Genomic DNA, 18,660 nt, shown 5'->3' with positions numbered 1-18,660 from the left:
CAGGGCGACGTCGTCGCCGATATAGGCGCGCGTCTCCAGCGTCAGCACGAACACATCGGCGGTCAGCACCACGCCGGCGGACGACGCCGCGGAGGCCGAGGCCGAAACCGTGCTGATATCCTCGTCGCTGATCGCATCGACGGTCACATTGCCGTCGGCCACCACCGTCACATCGTCGTCGATGAAGGCCGTGGTGGTCTTGTTGATGGTGTGCACGTTGACGCCCGCACCCACGCCGGCGCTGCTGCCGGAGATCGCGATGGAGCCGGCAATGGCCAGCAGGTCGGTCACGTCGCGAGCCCGCACCGCCACGCCCGGGTCGTTCGACCCGTCCTCGGCCGTGATCGTGGTGCCTTCGCCCACGCTGGCTTCGGTGGTCTCGGTCTGGACCAGCACGACGACCGAGCCGCCCACCGCGGCCGAGCCGGTGGAAATGCCGCCGGCCGCGGCGATCATCACCAGGTCGTCGGTGGAGTTGGCGTCGATCTTGACGCCCGTTGCACCGCCGCTCTCGATATTGGTGTTGCCGTGGACGATGGCCTGCACCGTGTCCTCGTGCACCAGCACGGTGCTGGCGACGCCGATGCCGGCGCCCTGGCCGAACGCCAGACCGCCCGCCAGCATGAACACGTCGGCCGTGCCTTCGGCCAGTACCGAGACATTGCCGCCCGCTTCCAGCTTGGTCAGGTCGCCATCAAGCGTGCTCGTGCCCGCATTGACGATGGCCTTGGTGCTGGTCAGGAACACCACCACGCCGACGGAGCCGGAAACGCCGCTGCCGCCGGACGCACTGAGCCCGAAGGACGCCGCAATCGAGGTGACGGTGTCGTCGGAATCCGCCAGCACCTTGACTTCGCCGGAGCCGGCCAGCAGGTCGGCGCCGCCGCCCACGGTGGCGAGCGTGTCGCGCGTGATGACGCTGACGTCGATGCCGAGGCCGACGCCGCTGGAGCCGAGCGAAATGCCGACGCCGCCGGCGCCGGTGAAGATCTCGACCACGTCCTCGGCCGTGACGAGCACGTCCTGGCTGCCGTCCAGCACCGTGTTGGTGCCGACCTCGGCCTCGGTCGTCATCAGCAGGACATTGACGTTGACCGAACCGGAAACGACCGTGCCGTTGTTGCCGGCGGCGACGCCGGCGGCAAAGCTGGTGAAGGACAGCGGCGTGTCGGTCAGCGTGTTGTCGCCGACATCCAGCAATTGCAGGCTGTCGCTCTTCGGCGTGAAGCTGGCCTCGGAGGTCACCTCGACGGAGCCGCCCGTGGCGGTCAGGGCCGCGTCGTTGCCGACCGTTGCCGACGTCTCCAACCCGTTGAAAATATTGACGGCGATGGCCAGGCCGACGCCGGTATTGCTGCCGGTGGTGATCGCGCCGCCACCGGCCAGGTTCTGGACTTCGTTAATGGAGCTGGCGCGCACCCGCACATCGCCGGACGATGCCGTGATGGTGGCGTTGGCGCGCACCATCGCGTCGGTGTCGAACTCGACATAGTTGACCGAGATGGAGCCGGCCACGGACGAACCGGTGCTGGCCGCGCCCGAAAGCGCCTGCACCTGGAACTCGTTCGGCACGGTGTCGCCGTCCGGCGTGATCGCCCGGATGTCGACGCTGGAGCCGCCGAGCGTGGTCGAACCCTGCACGTCGGCGCGGTTGTGCAACAGGCCGATATTGATGCCGACCGCGGCCGAAATCGCGTCGCTGTTCGAGTCGGACGTGAACGCGGTGGCGTTGGCGACGGTGTAGGTGTCGACATTCATGTCGGCGGCCACGACCACCGCGCCGGTGCCGGTGATCGACGTGCCCGTCGCCAGCGTCGCGTCGTTATCGCCCTCCATGAAGGAGAGCGCAATCGCGGCCGCAACCTGGGTCGAGCCGCCGGTGGACTGGCCGGACTCGGACGAGGAGTTGCTGTCGGCATTGTTCAGCGACCCGGAGGTCACATTGCCGGTCGGGGTGTCGCTGCCGTCCTTGACCGTCGGCGTCGCATTGCTGCTGCCGGCGTGGTCCTGGGCCAGCGAGGTCTGGGCGTTCGATTCCTGGTCGGAATCGCGGGAATTCTTGTCCTGGCCGGACGCGCTCGCGAACGAGGTGGTGGTCAGGTCGAGGTCGGACACCGCCTTCAGCGTCACATTGCCGGCGCCGGAGAAGCTGTGCGCTATCCGGGCGTCCGTGTCGGACTGGCCGATATTGAGGGCGATGGCGATGCCGACGCCGGCCGACGAGCCGCCCTTGGCCCGGCCGTCCGCCGTGGTGGTCAGGTTGGCGCTATGATCGGCGGTCGCCGACAGCGCGCCGCCGGAAAGCGTGATGGCGCTGCCGCCGGAATTGATCCCGGCATAGGTGTCGTTCTCGACATAGGAAATGGCGATGGCACCGCCAACCGCGGTGCTGCCGGCAGCACCCGCCTCGGCCGTCGTGGTGACGGTGTCGTGGGCCACGGTGTCGACGGTGAAGGACCCGGTCGAGCCGCTGATCGTGTCGCCCGCCTCGAACTCGGCGCGGGTTTCGTTCAACTCGATGCCGATGGCGATCGAGGCGCCGACGCCGACGGAATCCGAGCCGCCCGACGCGGTGGCCGAGGTGGCGGAAGTGGTGGTCGTGGTGATGCTCTCCGCATCGACATTCACATTGCCGCCGGTGAGCGTCAGCAAGGCCGCGCCGGTGGCCGCCTGGTCGGCCCGATCCTGGCCGAACACGGCCTCTGTCGTGGTGGTGCCGACGCTCAGCGCGAACGAGCCCGCCACGCCGATCTCGCCGCCGGATGCGCCGGAGGTCGCTTCGGCCTTGAACTGGTGCTTGTCGCTGGCCTCGCCGCTGACATCCTTCATGGTCGCGGACAGGGTGAGACCGTCGGCGGTGATGTCGGTATCGGCGCCGATGATGGCCCGGTTGCTCATGTCGGCGACATTGATGGCGATGGCGATGCCGATGGCGTCGCTGCCGCTGGAATTCATCGCCGTCTGCTTGGCGGAACCGTCGGCGGTGGCCTCGGCGCCGATATTGTTGGTGGCGGTGACCGAGACCGCCCCGGTGCCGGCGCCGTCGCCGGCCACGACCGCCAGGCCGTCCTCGATGGAGGCCTCGGAAATCGAACTGTTGACATTGACCGAGAGTGCGGCCGCCACGGCGACGCTGGAATTGCCGCCGCCATTGTTGGCGGTCGCTGTGTTGGCGTCCTTCGCCGCCAGATTGTCGCCGGACTTGCTGGCCGCCAGGTCCTGGGTGTTGTCCTGCTGCGCCGTGCCGTCGGTGTTGCCGCTGGCGTCCTCGTTGGATTTCTCCACGCCTTCGGCGGAGGCCGTCGCGGCCGTCGTCGAACTGCCGTCGGTGTTGGCGGCCAGCGAGACACTGCCGTCCGCTGTCACGTCGCGCGCCAGGATGGCGGTGCCGACATCGTCGACGAACGCCATGGCGATCGAGGCACCGACCGCGGTGCCGCCCGCCGTCGCTTCGCTGCCGGCGGTGGTGACGCTCGCGCCCGAATGGTTCGCCGCGATCAGCAGCGCGCCGGTCAGGTCCATGGCCAGGCCGGTGCCGATGGACGCAGCGGTGGTGCGTTCTTCCACGGCGATGGCGAGCGAGCCGCCGACGCCGGTATCGTCCGCCGCCTTGGCGCCGGAATTGGCCGTGGTCGAACTGGTGTGCTCACCCGCGGCACTGATGGTGACAGCGTCGCCGCCCGTGATGGTCGCGCCGTTCGCGACGGCGGCCGTGGTCAGGTGATCGGTGACGTTGATGGCGATGGAGACGCCGACGCCGGTGGTCGCGGAGCCGTCATTCTCCGCCGTCGCCGAAACCGTATCCTCGCTCACGGCCTCGGCCGAAATGGTGGCGTCGCCGGAGCCGAGGCTGGCGGCGCCGGACTGGCGCGCGGTGGTGGTGGAGTTTACCACCGACAGCGCAAAGCTGCCGGCCACGCCCGTGTCGCCGCCGGAGGCGCCGGACATGGCGGTCGCGCCATAGCTGTGGGTGCCGTCGTCGGTCATGGTGGCCGAAATGGTCAGGCCATCGGCGCCGGTGCTGATGAAGGTGCCGAACTGCTCGGCCCGGTTGATCATGGTGGCGACATTGATCGCGACCGCGATGCCGACCTGGGTGTCGCCCTCGCCGCCATTGGTCGCCGAGCCATCGGCCGACGCCGTGCCGTCCATGTCATTGGACGCAATGAGGCTGAGGCCATCGGCCATCACCGTCACCATGCCTGTCTCCGCCACCGCGGTGGACGTGGAGACGTTCAACGCCAGCGCCGCGCCGACCTTGACCGAGCCGGAGCCCGTGCTCGCCGATTCGCTGGTCCCGTCCGTCTGGCCGGACTTGGCGTTGGCGAGGTCGGTCGCGCCTGACGCCTGGTCGTCCGCACTGGAATTGCCATCCGCGGCTTCATCGTCGGTATCGGCACCGGCCGCCGAGGCCATGGCCTCCACCGTCGAGCCGCCCTCCGCCAGTGCGGAGAGGCTCACCGTGCCGCCCGCGGTCAGGCTGCGCCCGAGCGAGGAGGTGGCGGTGTCGTCGACGAAGGCCAGCGCCAGCGACACGCCGACGCCGGCGTCCGCCGCCGTCGCCTCGCTGCCGGCGGTGGTGGTCGTGCTGCCGGTGTGGGTCGCGGTCGCGTCCATGCTGCCGGTGATCGACAGGAGCGCGCCCGTGCCGATGGAGGCATCGGTCGTGCGGTCGTCGACGGCAATCGCCAGCGCACCGCCGACGGCGGTTCCCATGGAATCGGCACTGGACCCGGCGCTGACCGCGTTGGTGTGCTCGCCAATCGCCGCGAGATTGAGATCCGCGGCGCCGGTCAGGATCGCGCCATTCAGCAGGGCCGCGGTGACGGTGTGGTTCGACACGCCAATCGCAATCGACGCGCTGACGCCGGTCGTTGCCGAACCGTCATTCTCGGCAGAGGCCGAGACGGTGCCGTCGCTGATGGAGGTGGCGATCAGCGAGACATTGCCGCCGCCCGCCGCCACGTCGGCCGTGCCTTCGACCGTCGCGATGGCGCTGGCGTTGACGATGGACAGCGCGAAACTGCCGGCGACGCCGGTGTCGCCGCCCGATGCGCCGGACATCGCCGTCGCGCCGAAGGTGCTGGTGCCGTCGCCGTCGGTGTTGTTCATCGTCGCCGACAGGGCCAGATTGCCCGTCAGATTGACGTCCGAGCCCGCCAGGACGGACGCGGTGTTGGTCATGGTCGCGACATTGATCGCCACCGCCGCGCCGACGCTGGTGCCGTCGCCGGCACTGGCCGAACCGTCGGCGTTCGCGGTCGCGTCCTGATCGTTGGTGGTGATCAGCGAGAGGCTGGCCGCATCGACGATCACGCCGTCGACCACCGCCGAGGCCTCGGCGTCGGTGATGTTCACCGCCAGCGCCGCCGCGACGCTGACGCCGCCGGAACCGCCGCTCTCGAATCCGCATCCGCTTCGGAGGCAACGCCGGTATCCATCGCGCCGCCGCGACTATCGGCGAACGAGATCGCCTCGTCCTGCTGCCCGTCGGCGCCGCCGCCCATGGCATCCGGATCGCCCATTTCCTCCTCGGTGCCCGCAACCGAGGACTTGGCCTCGACCGACGAGCCGCCGGCATTGCGCGCGGTCATCGACGCCGCGCCGGCGACCGACAACTGCCGGCGCACATTGGCGGTGGAGCGGTTGTCGACGAAGGCCAGGGCCACCGCCGCGCCGATGGCGGTCATGCCGCCGGAAACCGTGGCGTCGGCCACGGTCTCGCTGGTGCCGGCATTGCTCGCCTCGCCGGTCAGACTGCCGCCGACCGTCAGGGTCGAGCCCGCATTGCCGAGATCGACCTCGGCCAGATTGTCGACCACCGCAATGGCTATTGCGCCACCTATGGTTGTATTCGTGCCCGCAGCACCGGCCTCGGCGCGCGTTTCGTCGTCGTGATCGCCGCTGGCGGTGATCGTCAGATCGTCGACGCCGGTCAGCGTTTCCGTGCCGTCCATGCCGGCGCGCACGGTGTTGTTGCCGATGTAAAGCGCAATGGACGCACCGACGCCCAGGTCGCTCGCATTCGTGACCTCGTCCGGCACGGCAGAGGTGGTGGTGTGCGTCGCCGCTGGCCGAAAGGGTCAGGTCGGCGCCGTTCAGGGTCAGATTGGCGCCGCTCTCGATGATCGCCTCGACCGAGGTGGTCACAATGTGAATCGCAAGCGAGCCGGCCACGCCGGTCCCGGCGGAGCCACTGCCGCCGGAGGTCGCGGTCAGGACATAGCTGTCGCCCGCGTTCAGGGTCGCGCTCACCGTGATCGCAGGCGTCTCATAAGTTGTGGTTCCGCCCAGACGCGCGGAGACGACACTGTCGACCACGCCGATGGCCACGGCCACGCCGACACCGGTGCCGCCGTCGCTGGTGGTGGTGCCGTCGGCCGTCGCCGTGACGGACTCCGTCGCCACCGCCGTCAACGCCACCGTCCCGGCCGACGCGATGGTCCCGGAACTGTTGATATAGGCCTCGGTCACCGGCCGGTAGTCGGAGACCACGACCGCGCCGGCAAATGTCAGGCTGCCGCCGCCGGGCGTGGCGGCGTTGTCCGACATGTCGCCGTCCTGGTTGGCGTCTTCCAACCGCATTTCCGACTCGTTGGTGCCGCCGCCGTCCGAGGCGCCGCCGGCGGTGGACGTTGCCGTTGTCGCGATCGTGCTGCCGAGCGTCGCGCCCAGCACGACGCTGTCCGGTGTGTCGAGATTGCCGCCGATGGAACTGGAGCCGCTCACCGCCACCCGCGTTGCGGCCTGCACCTCGCTGACGGCCACCGTGCCGCCGGCGGTCCTGCCGGTGCCATCGGCATTGCTGGTCACGGTGAGGGTCGTCATCGCGTTCAGCGACACGGCACCGTCGGCCGCAATCGAGCTGGCGCCGACCACGTCCACGGTCGAGGTCGAGAGCACCACCGTCACCGCAACCGCGGCATCGCTACTGGTCGAGTTGTCGCCGGCATCGGCCGCGTCGGTGGCCTGGATGATCAGCGTGACCGCGGAATCGATGTCAACCGCACCCGTCGCGGTGATCGCGCCGCCGTCGACCGCAACGGTCGCGGACGGCAGGCCGACCACCAGCGCCCCGCCCAGCGGGCCGAACACGGCCGGCATGGTCGGCACGGTCTGGTTCGCCGTGGCGTTCAGCACCACGTCGCCCGCGGTGGCCGTCACATCGCCTTGACCAGGATTTCGGAGACCGGCAGCGCCACGAAGACGCCCGGCACCAGCATGGTCGGATCCACGGTCAGGCTGTCCGCCGTCGCCGCCGCGTTGAAGCTCACCGACGTGCCGGTGACCGAAGCCCCGCCCGCGACCTCGATGTCCTCGGCGTTGACGGTCACGGCGCCTGCCGACAGGGTGCCGGTGAACACGACGCGGTCCGCCCCGTCCTCACCGTTCACGGTGAAGGCGGCGGCACCGAGGTCGAGCGTGCCGACGGTCAGCACGTCGCCGTTGATCTGGCTGATGATCGGCACGTCCAGCTCGTCGCCATTGGCCGGGATCAAGCCCAGATCGTCGCCCAGATTGATGGTCAGGCTGGATGTCGGCAGCGCGGCAATCACGGACTCGAACGTGCCGTCCGTGGACTCGACACGAACATTGCCGCCATCCTGGAACACCGTCGCCTCGTCGGAAATCGCCGTCAGGTCGATCACCAGGTCGTTGGTGCCGGTCTGGTCATAGAGCGGCTCCAGCCCGTCATAGACGAGCGTCACGCCATCGCGGTTGATCGAGCCCGAATTCGGCCCCGTGGCGGTGTAGACGACGCTGTCGAACGAGCCGCCGTCCAGCACCATGCTGTCGAAACCGCCGGCTCCGCCGTCGATCACGCCGTCGAGCACGCCGGCCGCGCCGACGACAAACGTATCCTCGTTGTCGGCCTGGCCCTCGACCGACTCCACATTGGTGAACGAGAGGTTTGCGACCGAACCGGAATTGTGGCCGTCAATGGTCCAGAGCGCATCCGCCGCCGGGCCGGCCACGACATCGTCGCCGCCCGCGCCGTCGAACGAGATCATCAGGTCCAGGATGGCGGCGGTGACGTCCAGCGTCAGGCGGTCATTGCCTTCCGTGCCGCGGATCATGACTTCCGACGTCTCGGCCACCGCCCGCTGGTCGACCACCCCGCCGGTCTCGTCATCGTAGATGCGGAAGGTCTGGGCCAGGTCGTCGAAGCTGAGCGTGTAGCTGGCGCCATCAATGCCCGCCATATCGACCGACAGCGGCATCAGGTCCGCCGACAGCAGATAGCGCGGCTCCAGCGACTCCAGCTTGATCGCCGAGACCCGAACCGGCCGCTCCGCCTTTGTCAGCGGTTTCCTCTTTCGGAAGAAAAAGCGATGAGGCGTCTGGCGCGCCATCCATGGGAGCAAGGGCAGAGAGCGGAATCGCGAGACTTTCGGCGGCTCAAACGACGACTGGCCGAACGGGAATGCCATGCCACACACTCCTCAATGTATCGCCTTTGCGCCAGGGTCGGCACCATTGCACGATCGCAACGCGCTACTGAATTACCCTGACCGGGCGTATGACGCTACTTCAATAACGTCAAAATCATATGTAATGAAATTAAAATACCATCTCTTCAACGGACTCAACAGTATTTTTCTTTATCGTCATTGAGTATGCAATTTAATTTCCACATCAGATTATAATCCTTCTATTCTGGACCGCGTATTTAGCATACCCAAAATATCAGTTATAATCTTTGCAATATATCCTCTTTACATATTTCTTGGGAATAATTTCCATAGCAACCCAGATCGGTTACTGGACAATTGCCGGTTGTTATGCGGCTGTTTTTGCTGTTCTTGCGCTCCTGGTCGGCAGGCCACCCCCCGCCTATCGCCTTGGACCGGCAGCGACAGTGTGCTAGAATATAGCATACAAATAACGGGTTAGCGAGCAGGGTCGTCAATGGACCGGACCAGTGGCCCAGAGGCCGTCGATGCGACGGCCGAACAGAACGCGACCGTCAGTGTCGAAGTCCTGGATCAGACCCTGTGGAACCGGTTTCGTTCGGCGCACGATGTCGAAGCGTTCCTGCAAGCGTGGCTGGCACTGCAGTGCCGACAACTGGGCCGCAGCGTGTCGGGCCATGTCGTCATCGGCGAGGCTCCGGACCTGGGCCCGTTCCATCCCATCGCCGCCTGGCCGCACGAGGACCGCCCCGACGGGGACATCGTGTCCGCCGCCAATCAGGCGCTCGACCATCGCCGCGGCGTGGTGCTGGGCGAGACGGGCACCCAGCGCATCCTGGCGCAGCCGCTGCTGGTGTTGCAGCAACTCATGGGCGCCGTCGTCGTCCGCCTCGGCCCCAACGACCTGGCCACGCCCGCCGCGTTCCGGGTGCTGGAATGGGGCGCCGGCTGGATCGAGGTCGCGGTCCGCCGCGAGCAGGAAATCAAGGGCGGCGAACTGCGCGAGCGCATCGCCGTCGCCTTCGACATGCTGGCGAGCGTTCTGGAACACGCCCGGTTCGACGAAGCCTGCAACGCGCTGGTGGCCGATATCGCCCGGCGGATGGAATGCGAGACCGTCTTTATCGGTTTCGCCCAGCGCCGGCACATCCGCGTTCGCGCCATGTCGCAAAGCTCCACCTTCGGCGCCCGCACCAATCTGATGCGCGACGTCAGCAGCGCCATGGACGAGGCCGCCGACCAGCACGCCGTCATCCTGTGGCCGCCGCCGCCGAACTGGGAGTTCCGGGTCACCCGCGCGCACGAGGAATTGTTCCAGGCCCACGGCATGGGCGCGATCCTGACCGTGCCCATGCAGAATGCGGGCGAGATCGTCGGCGCGCTCACCTTCGAACGCCCCCGCGACGCCCCCTTCTCGCCCCTGGATGTGGACGTGCTGGATGCGGTGGCCAGCATTGTCGGCCCGGTGCTGATGGACCGCAAGGCCAACGACCGCCTGCTGATCGTCAAGGTCTGGGAAAGCGCCGGCGGGCAATTGCGGCGCCTGCTCGGCCCCTCGCACTTCGCCACCAAACTGGCGACGCTGGCCGTCGCCGCCGTCGTCGCCTTCTTCGCCTACACCAAGACCGACTATGCCGTCTCCTCGCGCGCCTCGATCGAGGGAACCGTGCAGCGCACCGTGGTGGCGCCGTTCAACGGCTATCTGGCGGCGCAATACGCCAGCGCCGGCGACGTGGTGCAGGCGGAGGACATCCTGGCGGCGCTCGACGACAAGGACATGGCGCTGGAGCGCCTGCGCATCGTCACCGAGCGGCAGCAGAAGACCAACGAACTCGACCGCTCGCTGGCCGAGCGCAAAATGGCCGAGGTCAACATCATCCGGGCGCAGATCCGACAGTCCGACGCGCAACTGGCCCTGATCGAGCAGCAACTGGCCCGCACCCGCGTGCGCGCGCCGTTCGACGGCTATGTGGTCCAGGGCGATCTGAGCCAGCGCCTCGGCGCCTCCATCGAACGCGGCGAAACCCTGTTCCGCATCGCGCCGCTCGACTCGTTCCGGGTCATTCTCGAAGTCGACGAGCGGGACATCAAGGACATTGCGGTCGGCCAGGAAGGGGTGCTGCGCGTGTCCGCCATCCCGGAGACACCGCTCCAATACACCGTCAAGCGCATCACGCCGCTGGCCGAACAGCGCGACGGCCGCAACTGGTTCCGGGTCGAAGCGGCGCTGCTGACCGAGGCGCCGGACCTCCGCCCCGGCATGCTCGGCATCGCCCGCACCGCCATCGACGAGCGCCTGCTGATCCGCGCCCTGTCCGACCGGCTGGTCGGCTGGGTCCGGCTCGCGCTCTGGCGCTGGCTGCCGTGAGCGGGGCGGGCCGATGACCACCAACCGCAGCTGGTCCAGCGGGTCCTGGTATCGCGTTGCCGGCTACCGGCCGAGCCTGCGCCACCACACCAGCATCTACCGCCACGTCTATCGCGGCGAGATCTGGTATGTGTTGCAGGATCGCAGTTCCGGCCGCTTCCACCGTTTCACGCCCGAGGCACACCGCCTCATCGCCATGATGGACGGGCGCCGCACGCTGGAGCAGATCTGGCAACTGGCGTGCGAGCAACTGCCGACCGACGCGGTCACCCAGGACGAGCTGACGAGCCTGGTCGGCCGGCTCTACACCGCCGACGTGCTGCGGGGCGACGTACCGGCCGACATTCAGGAACTGTCCGAGCGCGGGCGGCGCACCCGGCGGCAAAAGCTGGTGCGCAGCATTCTGAACCCGCTGGCGCTGCGCCTGCCGATCATCGACCCGGACGAATTCCTCAACGCCACCATGCCGCTGATCCGGCCCCTGTTCTCGGTCTTCGGCGCCTTGGCCTGGCTGGCGGTGGTTGGATATGGCGGCGTTCTGGTCGCCCTGAACTGGGCGCCGCTCACCGAAAACGTCATCGACCGGGTGCTGGCGAGCGAGAACCTGCTGCTGCTGCTGCTCGCCTATCCATCGGTCAAGGCGGTGCACGAGTTGGGGCACGCCTACACCATCAAACGCTGGGGCGGCACGGTGCACGAGATCGGCATCATGTTCCTGGTGTTCATGCCGGTGCCCTATGTCGATGCCTCGGACAGTGCCGCCTTCGCAAGCAAGTGGCGCCGGGCGCTGGTCGGCTCGGCCGGCATCATCGTGGAGCTTTTCCTGGCGGCGATCGCCATGATCGTCTGGGTCGATGCCGAGGAAGGCTTCGCCCGCGCCTTCGCCTTCAACGTCATGCTGATCGGCGGGGTTTCCACCCTGTTGTTCAACGGCAATCCGTTGCTGCGCTTCGACGGCTATTACGTGCTGTGCGACCTGATCGAGATTCCCAATCTTGGCCAGCGCGCGAACCGTTATCTGGCCTATCTGCTGCAACGCTATGTCTTCGGCATCCAGTGGTCCGAAAACCCGGTCACCGCCAGGGGCGAGCCGGCCTGGTTCCTGGTCTACGCCATCGCCTCCTTCGTCTATCGCCTGACGGTCACGTTTGCCATTGTCGGACTGGTGGCGACGCAATTCTTCATCGTCGGCGTGATCCTGGCCATCTGGGCCGTGTTCCTGATGCTGGTGCTGCCGGTCCTGAAAATGGGCTGGTTCCTGCTCAACAGCCCGATGCTGCGGCGCAAGCGCGGGCGCGCCCTGGCGGCCACCGCCGCCCTGCTGGGCGCGCTCGCCGCCGTTCTGCTCGCCGTGCCCCTGCCGCACAACACAATGGCGGAAGGCGTGGTCGCGCCGGGGCCGGAGGCCTATGTCAACGCCGGCGGCGAGGGCACCATTGCCGAGGTCTTCGTTCAGCCGGGTGAGACCGTGCGGGCCGGCACGCCGCTGGTCCGTATCGACGATCCGCTGATCGAATCGCAGCAGCACGTGCTCGAAGCCCGCGTCGGCGAATTGCAGGAACGCCTGGCCGCCGAACTGCCCAACGACCAGGTCGCCGTGCGCATCATGCGCGAGGAGTTGAAGACGGCGGAGGCCAATCTGGCGAACATCCGCTCGCGCATTGCCGACCTCACCCTGAAGGCGGGCGCGGACGGCCGCGTCATCATGGCCACGCCCGAGGACCTGGTCGGCCGCTACGTCCAGCCGGGCCAGCCGCTGGCCGTCGTCGCCCGGTTCGAAGACCCGCTGATCCGCGTCGTCGTTCCCGAATCCCAGGCCAATCTGGTGCAGCGGAACACCAAGGCGTTGCAGGTCCGCTTCGTCAGCGCGCTGGACCGGGTCTACCCGGCGCATGTGGTGCGGGCCACGCCCTCCGTGACGCGCGACCTGCCCAGCCTGGCGCTCTCGACCGAGGGGGGCGGCACCATCGCCCTCGACCCGAACTCGCCGCAGGGCGCCCGCAAGGCGCTGACGGGCCTCTATCATCTGGAGGTCAAGCTGGACGAGCCCCGGTCGGTTCTGGCATACGGCGACCGTGTCTATGTGCGGTTTTCTCACGACGACACCCCCCTGGCCCAACGGCTCTACCGGGCCGCTTTGCAAGTGTTCTTGCGTTATTTTTCCGTCGTGTCATGATTTAAATGATGCGATAAGCCTCTCCAACACAAAGGCACTCCATTATGGCGACTCAACTGCTGTTTTACTCCGATGCCGTGCCGGTTACCCAGCAAAGCCATCGGGACCTGTCGGTCAAGGTCGGCGGCACGTACGGGTTCGCCCGCGGCGTCAATTCCGTGCCGCTGACGGCGGTGGAATTCTCGGCCGCCGCCGCGCACTATCCGATCGTGTTCGCCGGCAATGACGATGTCGTCATGCCCGCCGCCATCCTGGGCGTCGGCGAGAGCGAGAACCTGTTCATCGACAGCGACGGCCGCTGGTCCGCCGGCAAATACATCCCGGCCTTCGTGCGCCGCTATCCGTTCGTGTTCTCCACCAGCGGCGACGGCAAGCAGTTCATCCTCAACATCGACGAGAGTTTCGAGGGCTGCAATCGCGACGGCGTCGGCGAGCGTCTGTTCGACAGCAGCGGGTCCCAGACGCAATTCCTGCGCAACGTCCTGAACTTCCTGCAGGAATACCAGGCTCATTTCCGGCGCACGCAGTTGTTCTGCCGCCGGCTGAAGGAGCTGGACCTGCTGCAATCCATGCAGGCGCAGTTCAACCTGGCCGATGGCGAGCGCCGCTCGCTCTCCGGCTTCCAGGTGATCAACCGCGAGAAGTTCAAAAAGCTCGAAGACGATACCCTGAAGCAGATGTTCCAGACCGACGAGCTGGAATGTGCCTATCTGCACCTGCATTCGCTGCGCCACTTCAACGACATGATCGGCCGTATGGCGATCCCGGCGGCGGTTCCGGAAGCGGCCGCACCGCCGGCCGCGACCGACGACGGCGGCCACGGCTCGGCCAATGGGGCTTCCGGCGCCTAGACCCCGGACGGCCGGTCTCCCCGGATAGCCGATGCTGCCACCGTCTGCGACACCGTCCGCGACACCGACCGCCTTTCCCGAGGTTCGGCTCGAATTCTATCCGGAACGGGCCGACCCGGATGAGGGCTGGCTGGCGACGTTGGAGACGGTTCTGGCGGGCGGCGGCCTGCATGTCCGCCGCCTGCTCCGCCCGTGGCGCGACCGCGTCGCCGTCTTCGCCATCGCGCGGGCCGGCCGACGCCTTCGGGCCATGGACGAGGAAGAACTGGGCCGCGAGATCTTCCAGGTCCGCTCGACCCTGCGCCGGCATGGCCTGAAACGCTCGGCCATCCATCGCGCGCTGGCCCTGGTGCGCGAGGTCTCCGACCGCAGGATCGGCCTGCGCCATCACGACGTGCAGATCCGCGGCGGCCTCGCCATGTTGCGCGGCGAGGTGGCGGAGATGGACACCGGCGAGGGCAAGACCGTGACCGCCGCCCTGGCCGCGGCCACCGCGGCGCTGGCCGGCATCCCCGTCCACGTCATCACCGTGAACGACTATCTGGCGGGCCGCGACCGCGACAACCTCTCGCCGATCTACGAGACGCTGGGACTGACCCACGCCGTCGTCGAAACCGACATGAAGACCGAGGCGCGCCAGCGCGCCTACGCCGCCGATATCGTCTATGCCTCGAACAAGGAACTGGCGTTCGACTATCTGCGCGACCGGATCGTCTTCGGCGGCCAGCAGAACGACCTGCGCCGGCGCCTGCGCCGCCTGACCGAGCAAGACGAATGGGGCCGCCGCATCGTGCTGCGCGGCCTGCATTTCGCCATTGTCGACGAGGCGGACAGCGTGCTGATCGACGAGGCCCGCACCCCGCTGATCATCTCGCAACAATCCGACCCCGCCGACGAACGCGAATGGGCGACGACCGCCCTGACCATCGCCCAGGAGATGGTGCCAAACCGCCATTACCGCCTGCGCCTGGAGGAGCGGCGGGTCGAGGTCACCGAGGCCGGCCGCCAGTTCCTGGCCCAGCGCGCCGAAGGGCTTGGCGATGCCTGGCAAAGCTGGCTCCGGCGCGAGGAAGCCGCGCGCCAGGCGCTGACGGCCCTGTTCCTGTTTCACCGCGGCGAGCATTATCTGGTGCTCGACGGCAAGGTGCAGATCGTCGACGAATACACCGGCCGGGTGCAGCAGGACCGCTCCTGGTCCGACGGCATGCACCAGCTGGTCGAGGCCAAGGAAGGGGTGGAGATCACCGCCCGCAACCTTTCGATCGCGCGGATGACCTATCAGCGCCTGTTCCGCCGCTACCGCCTGCTGGCGGGCATGACCGGCACCGCGCGCGAGGTGCGGAGCGAGCTCTGGTATGTCTACGACCTGGACGTGAACCGCGTTCCGCCGAACCGCCGCTCGAAACTGCGCTTCCGGCGGCCGCGCGTGGTCTCGCGCGCCAGGACTCGCTGGGAGTTGGTGGTGGCGAGCGCCCAACGGGAAACCGCCGCCGGGCGGGCGGTGCTGATCGGCACCCGCTCCGTCGCCGCCTCGCAGACGGTCAGCGAGTTGCTGACGGCCAAGGGCCTCGCGCACCGGGTCCTGAACGCGGAAAACGACTTCGAGGAAGCCGAAATCATCGCCGATGCGGGGCAGCCGGGCCGCATCACGGTTGCGACCAACCTGGCGGGACGCGGCGTCGATATCCAACTGGCACCGGACGTGCGAAAGGCCGGCGGCCTGCACGTCATCCTGACCGAGCGCCACGACGCCGGACGCATCGACCGCCAGCTGGCCGGCCGCGCCGGCCGCCGCGGCGAGCCCGGCAGCGTCGCCACCTTCCTCTCGCTGGAAGACTCCCTTCTCGACGAAGTGCGGGCACCGATCCGGAAACTCCTGGCCGGCTTCCCGATCGGCACGAACGCGCTGCGCCGGGAATTGTTCGACCGGGCGCAACGGGCCGCCGAACGCAACCACGCCCGCGCCCGCAAGGAGCTGGTGCGCCAGGACAAGCGCCTCAACACCATGCTTTCGTTCACCGGCGGACTGGAATAGCGGAACACGAGCCCTGTGACGATGCCCAAACCCCTCTGCGTGCTGAGCCTGGCGACGGCGTTGCTGGCCGCCCTGCCGGCCCGTTCGGCCGAAGTCGACTGTCTGATGGAACCGAATGAGGTGGTCGAACTCAGCAGCGCCGTTTCCGGGCTGCTGACCGAGGTCAAGGTCCGCCGCGGCGACCGGGTCGAGGCCGGCCAGCTCATCGCGCGCCTGGACTCCAAGGTCGAGGCCAGCACCGTCGAATTGCTCGACCTTCGCGCCAACTCCACCAGCGTGATCGACGCGCAGCGCAAGCAGCTGGATATGGTCGAAAAGCGCTACAACCGCATCGCAACCCTGCGCAACCGGGGCGTCGCATCCGTCAGCGACCTGGACCAGGTGGAGGGAGAACGGATCGCCAGCCAGAGCCTGCTGGCCCAGGCGGAGCTGAACCGGGATCTGGCCATCAAGGAACTGGCCCGCGCCAAGGCCGCGCTCGGCCAGCGCGAGATCTTCAGCCCGATCAGCGGCGTGGTCGCGCTCCGCAATCTGACCGAGGGCGAATACGTCAACCAGGACAATTACGTCGTCCGAATCGTCCAGCTCGACCCGCTCAAGATCGAGGCGTTCGTGCCCATCAGCCTGTTCGGCAAGGTCAAGGCCGGCGACACCGCCATCGTCCATCCGGCCGCACCGATCGAGGGCGCGTACAAGGCCCGGGTGATCACGGTCGACCGCGTGTTCGACGCCGCCAGCGGCACCTTTGTCGTGCTGCTGGAAATCCCCAATCCCGATGACCGCCTGCCCGCAGGCCACCGCTGCCGCCTCGAAATCGGCGGCTAGGCTGAATCGACATTTCCCCAGGGAATCCTCAAAATGAGTCAGAGGTCGCGCACGTTGGCATCACTCCTTCGCGAGAGCAACTCGTGCTGCAGATCGAAGGTGACAACGCCACGGTACTGTTCGGCCTCTTGCGCCCAGAACGGTCCGAAACCACACGTCGGAATACGAATCTCTTCCAAGAGGTGATCCGCGTCGCCGACGACAGTGTGCCTTTCGCCGAGCACCTCATCCATCGGACAGAGAAAGGCCATCTCGTTCGATCAAAGTCGGAGCTCGTCATCGCCAACATGCTTTGTCGACCCGACGACGAGCGCGGCTGGGAATGGAAACTTGAGCGGCACCAGACAAACGGCTTTATCGACGGCAAGACGCTGTTCACATCAACTGAAGACCATGAGAGCGGACTTGATTCTGAGAAATTGAAAGAGACGGCGCATTCAATCAAGACCCTGCTCGAGTAGCCCGGATGTCCCCGCGCAATCTTGGGGTCCGTCATCAAATTTTCGCCCCTCTTGCTTCCACAGTGCTTCCACGGTGAGCGCGAACGCAAACGCCGCCTTGGCGGGCGGCGTTCACGCATTTGATAAATTGGAGAGAATTGGTTGCGGGGGCCGGCATCGATCACAACTTGCAATCGGCGCCGGTAAAGATGGTTGCGGGAGGGCGCAACCATCTTTTCTTGCGCTACAGCGCTAGCCATCCCTTGAAGGCGACAGCCGCACATGAAGTAGCAAAAACAGCGGTCGTGCCTGCCAGTTTTCTCAAAATGCTGTTCCAAGCTGCCGCCTAGCGCCGTCAGAAATCTCTACTTTCATAGGGTGTCTATTTTTGACACCCTCGCGTGCGAACCTGTCGTCATCGACAAGCCGGAGACTCAGATCTCCTGACCTGGAGTAGATGATGAACTTTACGCACTACAATTTAGGTCACGTGGAGCGAGGAAGCGTTGTCGCCGTCACGCTCAGCGGAAATGCTGCCAACGTCCGCCTCATGGATGGTTCGAACTTCAACAACTATAAATCGGGCCGACACCATCGCTACATTGGCGGTCTTGCGAAGCGCTCACCGGTCCGACTGACAGTGCCACACTCTGGCATTTGGCACGTCGCGGTAGACATGCAGGGGCTTCGTGGCTCAGTCCGAACTGGTGTTCGGGTAATCCCGAGTAAGGCATTTGGCCCACTGCCAGCGATCAATGAGGCTCCGCTGCGGAGCGTGCCGACGCTTGTACGCAACGAAGACGATGACGATCTCGCGCCCGCACCTGCGTCTCCGGATGGGCGAGTGTTTGACGTCTTCATCTCCCATGCCTCCGAGGACAAGGACGAAGTCGTTCGGCCGCTAGCAACTGCCTTGCGCGACGCTGGTCTGTCAGTCTGGTACGACGAGTTCGAGCTGCGCATCGGTGACAGCCTTCGACGGAAGATCGACCGCGGACTGGGAAGCAGCCGTTTCGGCGTGGTGGTGCTGTCACAGGCATTCTTTGGCAAGGGGTGGCCGGAGTACGAGCTGGACGGGCTGGTAACCCGCGCCGTCTCGGGCGAGCAAATCTTGCTGCCGATCTGGCACAACGTCTCGAAGCGCGAAGTGATCGGGTATTCGGCTTCACTCGCCGACCGATTGGCAAGAAGCACCGCTACCCACACTGTTGAGGAGATCGCTGCGGAGATCGCGGAAGTGGTGCGTCTGCCTAAAGCAGCATGACGTTTAGCGCACGCAAGGAGGTCTACATGACTCGGCAGGTTGAAGATGAGTGGACAGGCTGGGATGGCGACACCATCGTCCGGCTCACGGATGGATCAGTTTGGCGGCAGGAGGAGTATCACTACGAGTATCGATACGCCTATCGCCCCTACGTCAACCTTTCAGGCAACGTCATGCATGTCGAGGGCATGAGCCGTGGCATTCGCGTTCGCAGGATCGACTAGGAGCAGGTGGATATGCAATCGCGCATCGAAGGATCCTGGACAGGCTGGAGTGGCGATACGATT

12 protein-coding genes and 2 pseudogenes are annotated in these 18,660 nt (G+C 66.7%); 10 read left to right on the top strand and 4 right to left on the bottom strand.

Annotation, left to right across the window (positions count from 1 at the left end; translation table 11 throughout):
• Positions 1–789 precede the first annotated feature (789 nt).
• The 3 genes and pseudogenes from H6844_06275 to H6844_06265 form a co-directional block, all read right to left on the bottom strand.
• Positions 790–1,074 (bottom strand): annotated as a pseudogene (locus H6844_06275) (hypothetical protein).
• 291 nt (positions 1,075–1,365) lie between these two features.
• Positions 1,366–5,184: pseudogene (locus H6844_06270) on the bottom strand (hypothetical protein).
• Between the two features lie 170 nt (positions 5,185–5,354).
• Positions 5,355–6,044 carry a hypothetical protein gene (locus H6844_06265; GenBank protein ID MCB9929002.1) on the bottom strand — a complete coding sequence of 230 codons (690 nt, stop codon included), beginning with the start codon at positions 6,042–6,044 and terminating at the stop codon, positions 5,355–5,357.
• Positions 6,045–6,325: 281 nt separating this feature from the next.
• Here H6844_06265 and H6844_06260 point away from each other — a divergent pair, with 281 nt between their 5' ends.
• Complete coding sequence (locus H6844_06260) at positions 6,326–6,463, top strand: hypothetical protein (protein ID MCB9929001.1); 138 nt, start codon at positions 6,326–6,328, stop codon at positions 6,461–6,463.
• 87 nt (positions 6,464–6,550) lie between these two features.
• Positions 6,551–7,174 carry a hypothetical protein gene (locus H6844_06255; protein MCB9929000.1) on the top strand — a complete coding sequence of 208 codons (624 nt, stop codon included), beginning with the start codon at positions 6,551–6,553 and terminating at the stop codon, positions 7,172–7,174.
• Here H6844_06255 and H6844_06250 read toward each other — a convergent pair.
• Positions 7,161–8,432 carry an LEPR-XLL domain-containing protein gene (locus H6844_06250; protein ID MCB9928999.1) on the bottom strand — a complete coding sequence of 424 codons (1,272 nt, stop codon included), beginning with the start codon at positions 8,430–8,432 and terminating at the stop codon, positions 7,161–7,163. The genes H6844_06255 and H6844_06250 overlap by 14 nt on opposite strands.
• 478 nt (positions 8,433–8,910) lie before the next feature.
• Between H6844_06250 and H6844_06245 the strand changes: the two genes are divergently transcribed.
• From H6844_06245 to H6844_06210, 8 genes are all read left to right on the top strand, one after another.
• On the top strand, positions 8,911–10,782 hold the full coding sequence (locus tag H6844_06245) for an HlyD family efflux transporter periplasmic adaptor subunit (protein ID MCB9928998.1): 1,872 nt from the start codon (positions 8,911–8,913) through the stop codon (positions 10,780–10,782).
• A gap of 13 nt (positions 10,783–10,795) precedes the next feature.
• Positions 10,796–12,958, top strand: coding sequence for an HlyD family efflux transporter periplasmic adaptor subunit (locus tag H6844_06240; protein ID MCB9928997.1), 2,163 nt, complete (start codon positions 10,796–10,798; stop codon positions 12,956–12,958).
• A gap of 44 nt (positions 12,959–13,002) precedes the next feature.
• The gene (locus tag H6844_06235) at positions 13,003–13,809 is read left to right on the top strand and encodes a SapC family protein (protein MCB9928996.1); all 807 of its coding nucleotides are present in this window, start codon (positions 13,003–13,005) and stop codon (positions 13,807–13,809) included.
• Between the two features lie 31 nt (positions 13,810–13,840).
• Positions 13,841–15,844 (top strand): prepilin peptidase, encoded by a 2,004-nt coding sequence (locus H6844_06230; protein ID MCB9928995.1) that lies wholly within the window; start codon positions 13,841–13,843, stop codon positions 15,842–15,844.
• A 21-nt stretch (positions 15,845–15,865) separates the two neighbouring features.
• Positions 15,866–16,669 carry an efflux RND transporter periplasmic adaptor subunit gene (locus tag H6844_06225; protein MCB9928994.1) on the top strand — a complete coding sequence of 268 codons (804 nt, stop codon included), beginning with the start codon at positions 15,866–15,868 and terminating at the stop codon, positions 16,667–16,669.
• An 83-nt stretch (positions 16,670–16,752) separates the two neighbouring features.
• Entirely contained in the window at positions 16,753–17,130 is a 378-nt protein-coding gene (locus H6844_06220; protein MCB9928993.1) for a hypothetical protein, read from the top strand.
• A gap of 439 nt (positions 17,131–17,569) precedes the next feature.
• Positions 17,570–18,373 (top strand): DUF1883 domain-containing protein, encoded by an 804-nt coding sequence (locus H6844_06215; protein ID MCB9928992.1) that lies wholly within the window; start codon positions 17,570–17,572, stop codon positions 18,371–18,373.
• A 26-nt stretch (positions 18,374–18,399) separates the two neighbouring features.
• The gene (locus H6844_06210; protein MCB9928991.1) at positions 18,400–18,597 is read left to right on the top strand and encodes a hypothetical protein; all 198 of its coding nucleotides are present in this window, start codon (positions 18,400–18,402) and stop codon (positions 18,595–18,597) included.
• The last annotated feature ends 63 nt before the right edge of the window (positions 18,598–18,660 follow it).

It is taken from the genome of Alphaproteobacteria bacterium, from assembly GCA_020638555.1.
In the GTDB taxonomy this organism is placed as follows: domain Bacteria; phylum Pseudomonadota; class Alphaproteobacteria; order Bin95; family Bin95; genus JACKII01.
Note: the sequence above shows the minus strand (reverse complement) of the source record. Positions and strands in the feature narration are given on the sequence as shown.

Bases quoted from the DNA above. Each gene is read 5' to 3' on its own strand.
- H6844_06260 (MCB9929001.1), top strand. From the start codon at position 6,326: ATGGCCACGGCCACGCCGACACCGGTGCCGCCGTCGCTGGTGGTGGTG.
- H6844_06255 (MCB9929000.1), top strand. From the start codon at position 6,551: ATGTCGCCGTCCTGGTTGGCGTCTTCCAACCGCATTTCCGACTCGTTG.
- H6844_06250 (MCB9928999.1), bottom strand. From the start codon at position 8,432: ATGGCATTCCCGTTCGGCCAGTCGTCGTTTGAGCCGCCGAAAGTCTCG.
- H6844_06245 (MCB9928998.1), top strand. From the start codon at position 8,911: ATGGACCGGACCAGTGGCCCAGAGGCCGTCGATGCGACGGCCGAACAG.
- H6844_06240 (MCB9928997.1), top strand. From the start codon at position 10,796: ATGACCACCAACCGCAGCTGGTCCAGCGGGTCCTGGTATCGCGTTGCC.
- H6844_06235 (MCB9928996.1), top strand. From the start codon at position 13,003: ATGGCGACTCAACTGCTGTTTTACTCCGATGCCGTGCCGGTTACCCAG.
- H6844_06230 (MCB9928995.1), top strand. From the start codon at position 13,841: ATGCTGCCACCGTCTGCGACACCGTCCGCGACACCGACCGCCTTTCCC.
- H6844_06225 (MCB9928994.1), top strand. From the start codon at position 15,866: ATGCCCAAACCCCTCTGCGTGCTGAGCCTGGCGACGGCGTTGCTGGCC.
- H6844_06215 (MCB9928992.1), top strand. From the start codon at position 17,570: ATGAACTTTACGCACTACAATTTAGGTCACGTGGAGCGAGGAAGCGTT.
- H6844_06210 (MCB9928991.1), top strand. From the start codon at position 18,400: ATGACTCGGCAGGTTGAAGATGAGTGGACAGGCTGGGATGGCGACACC.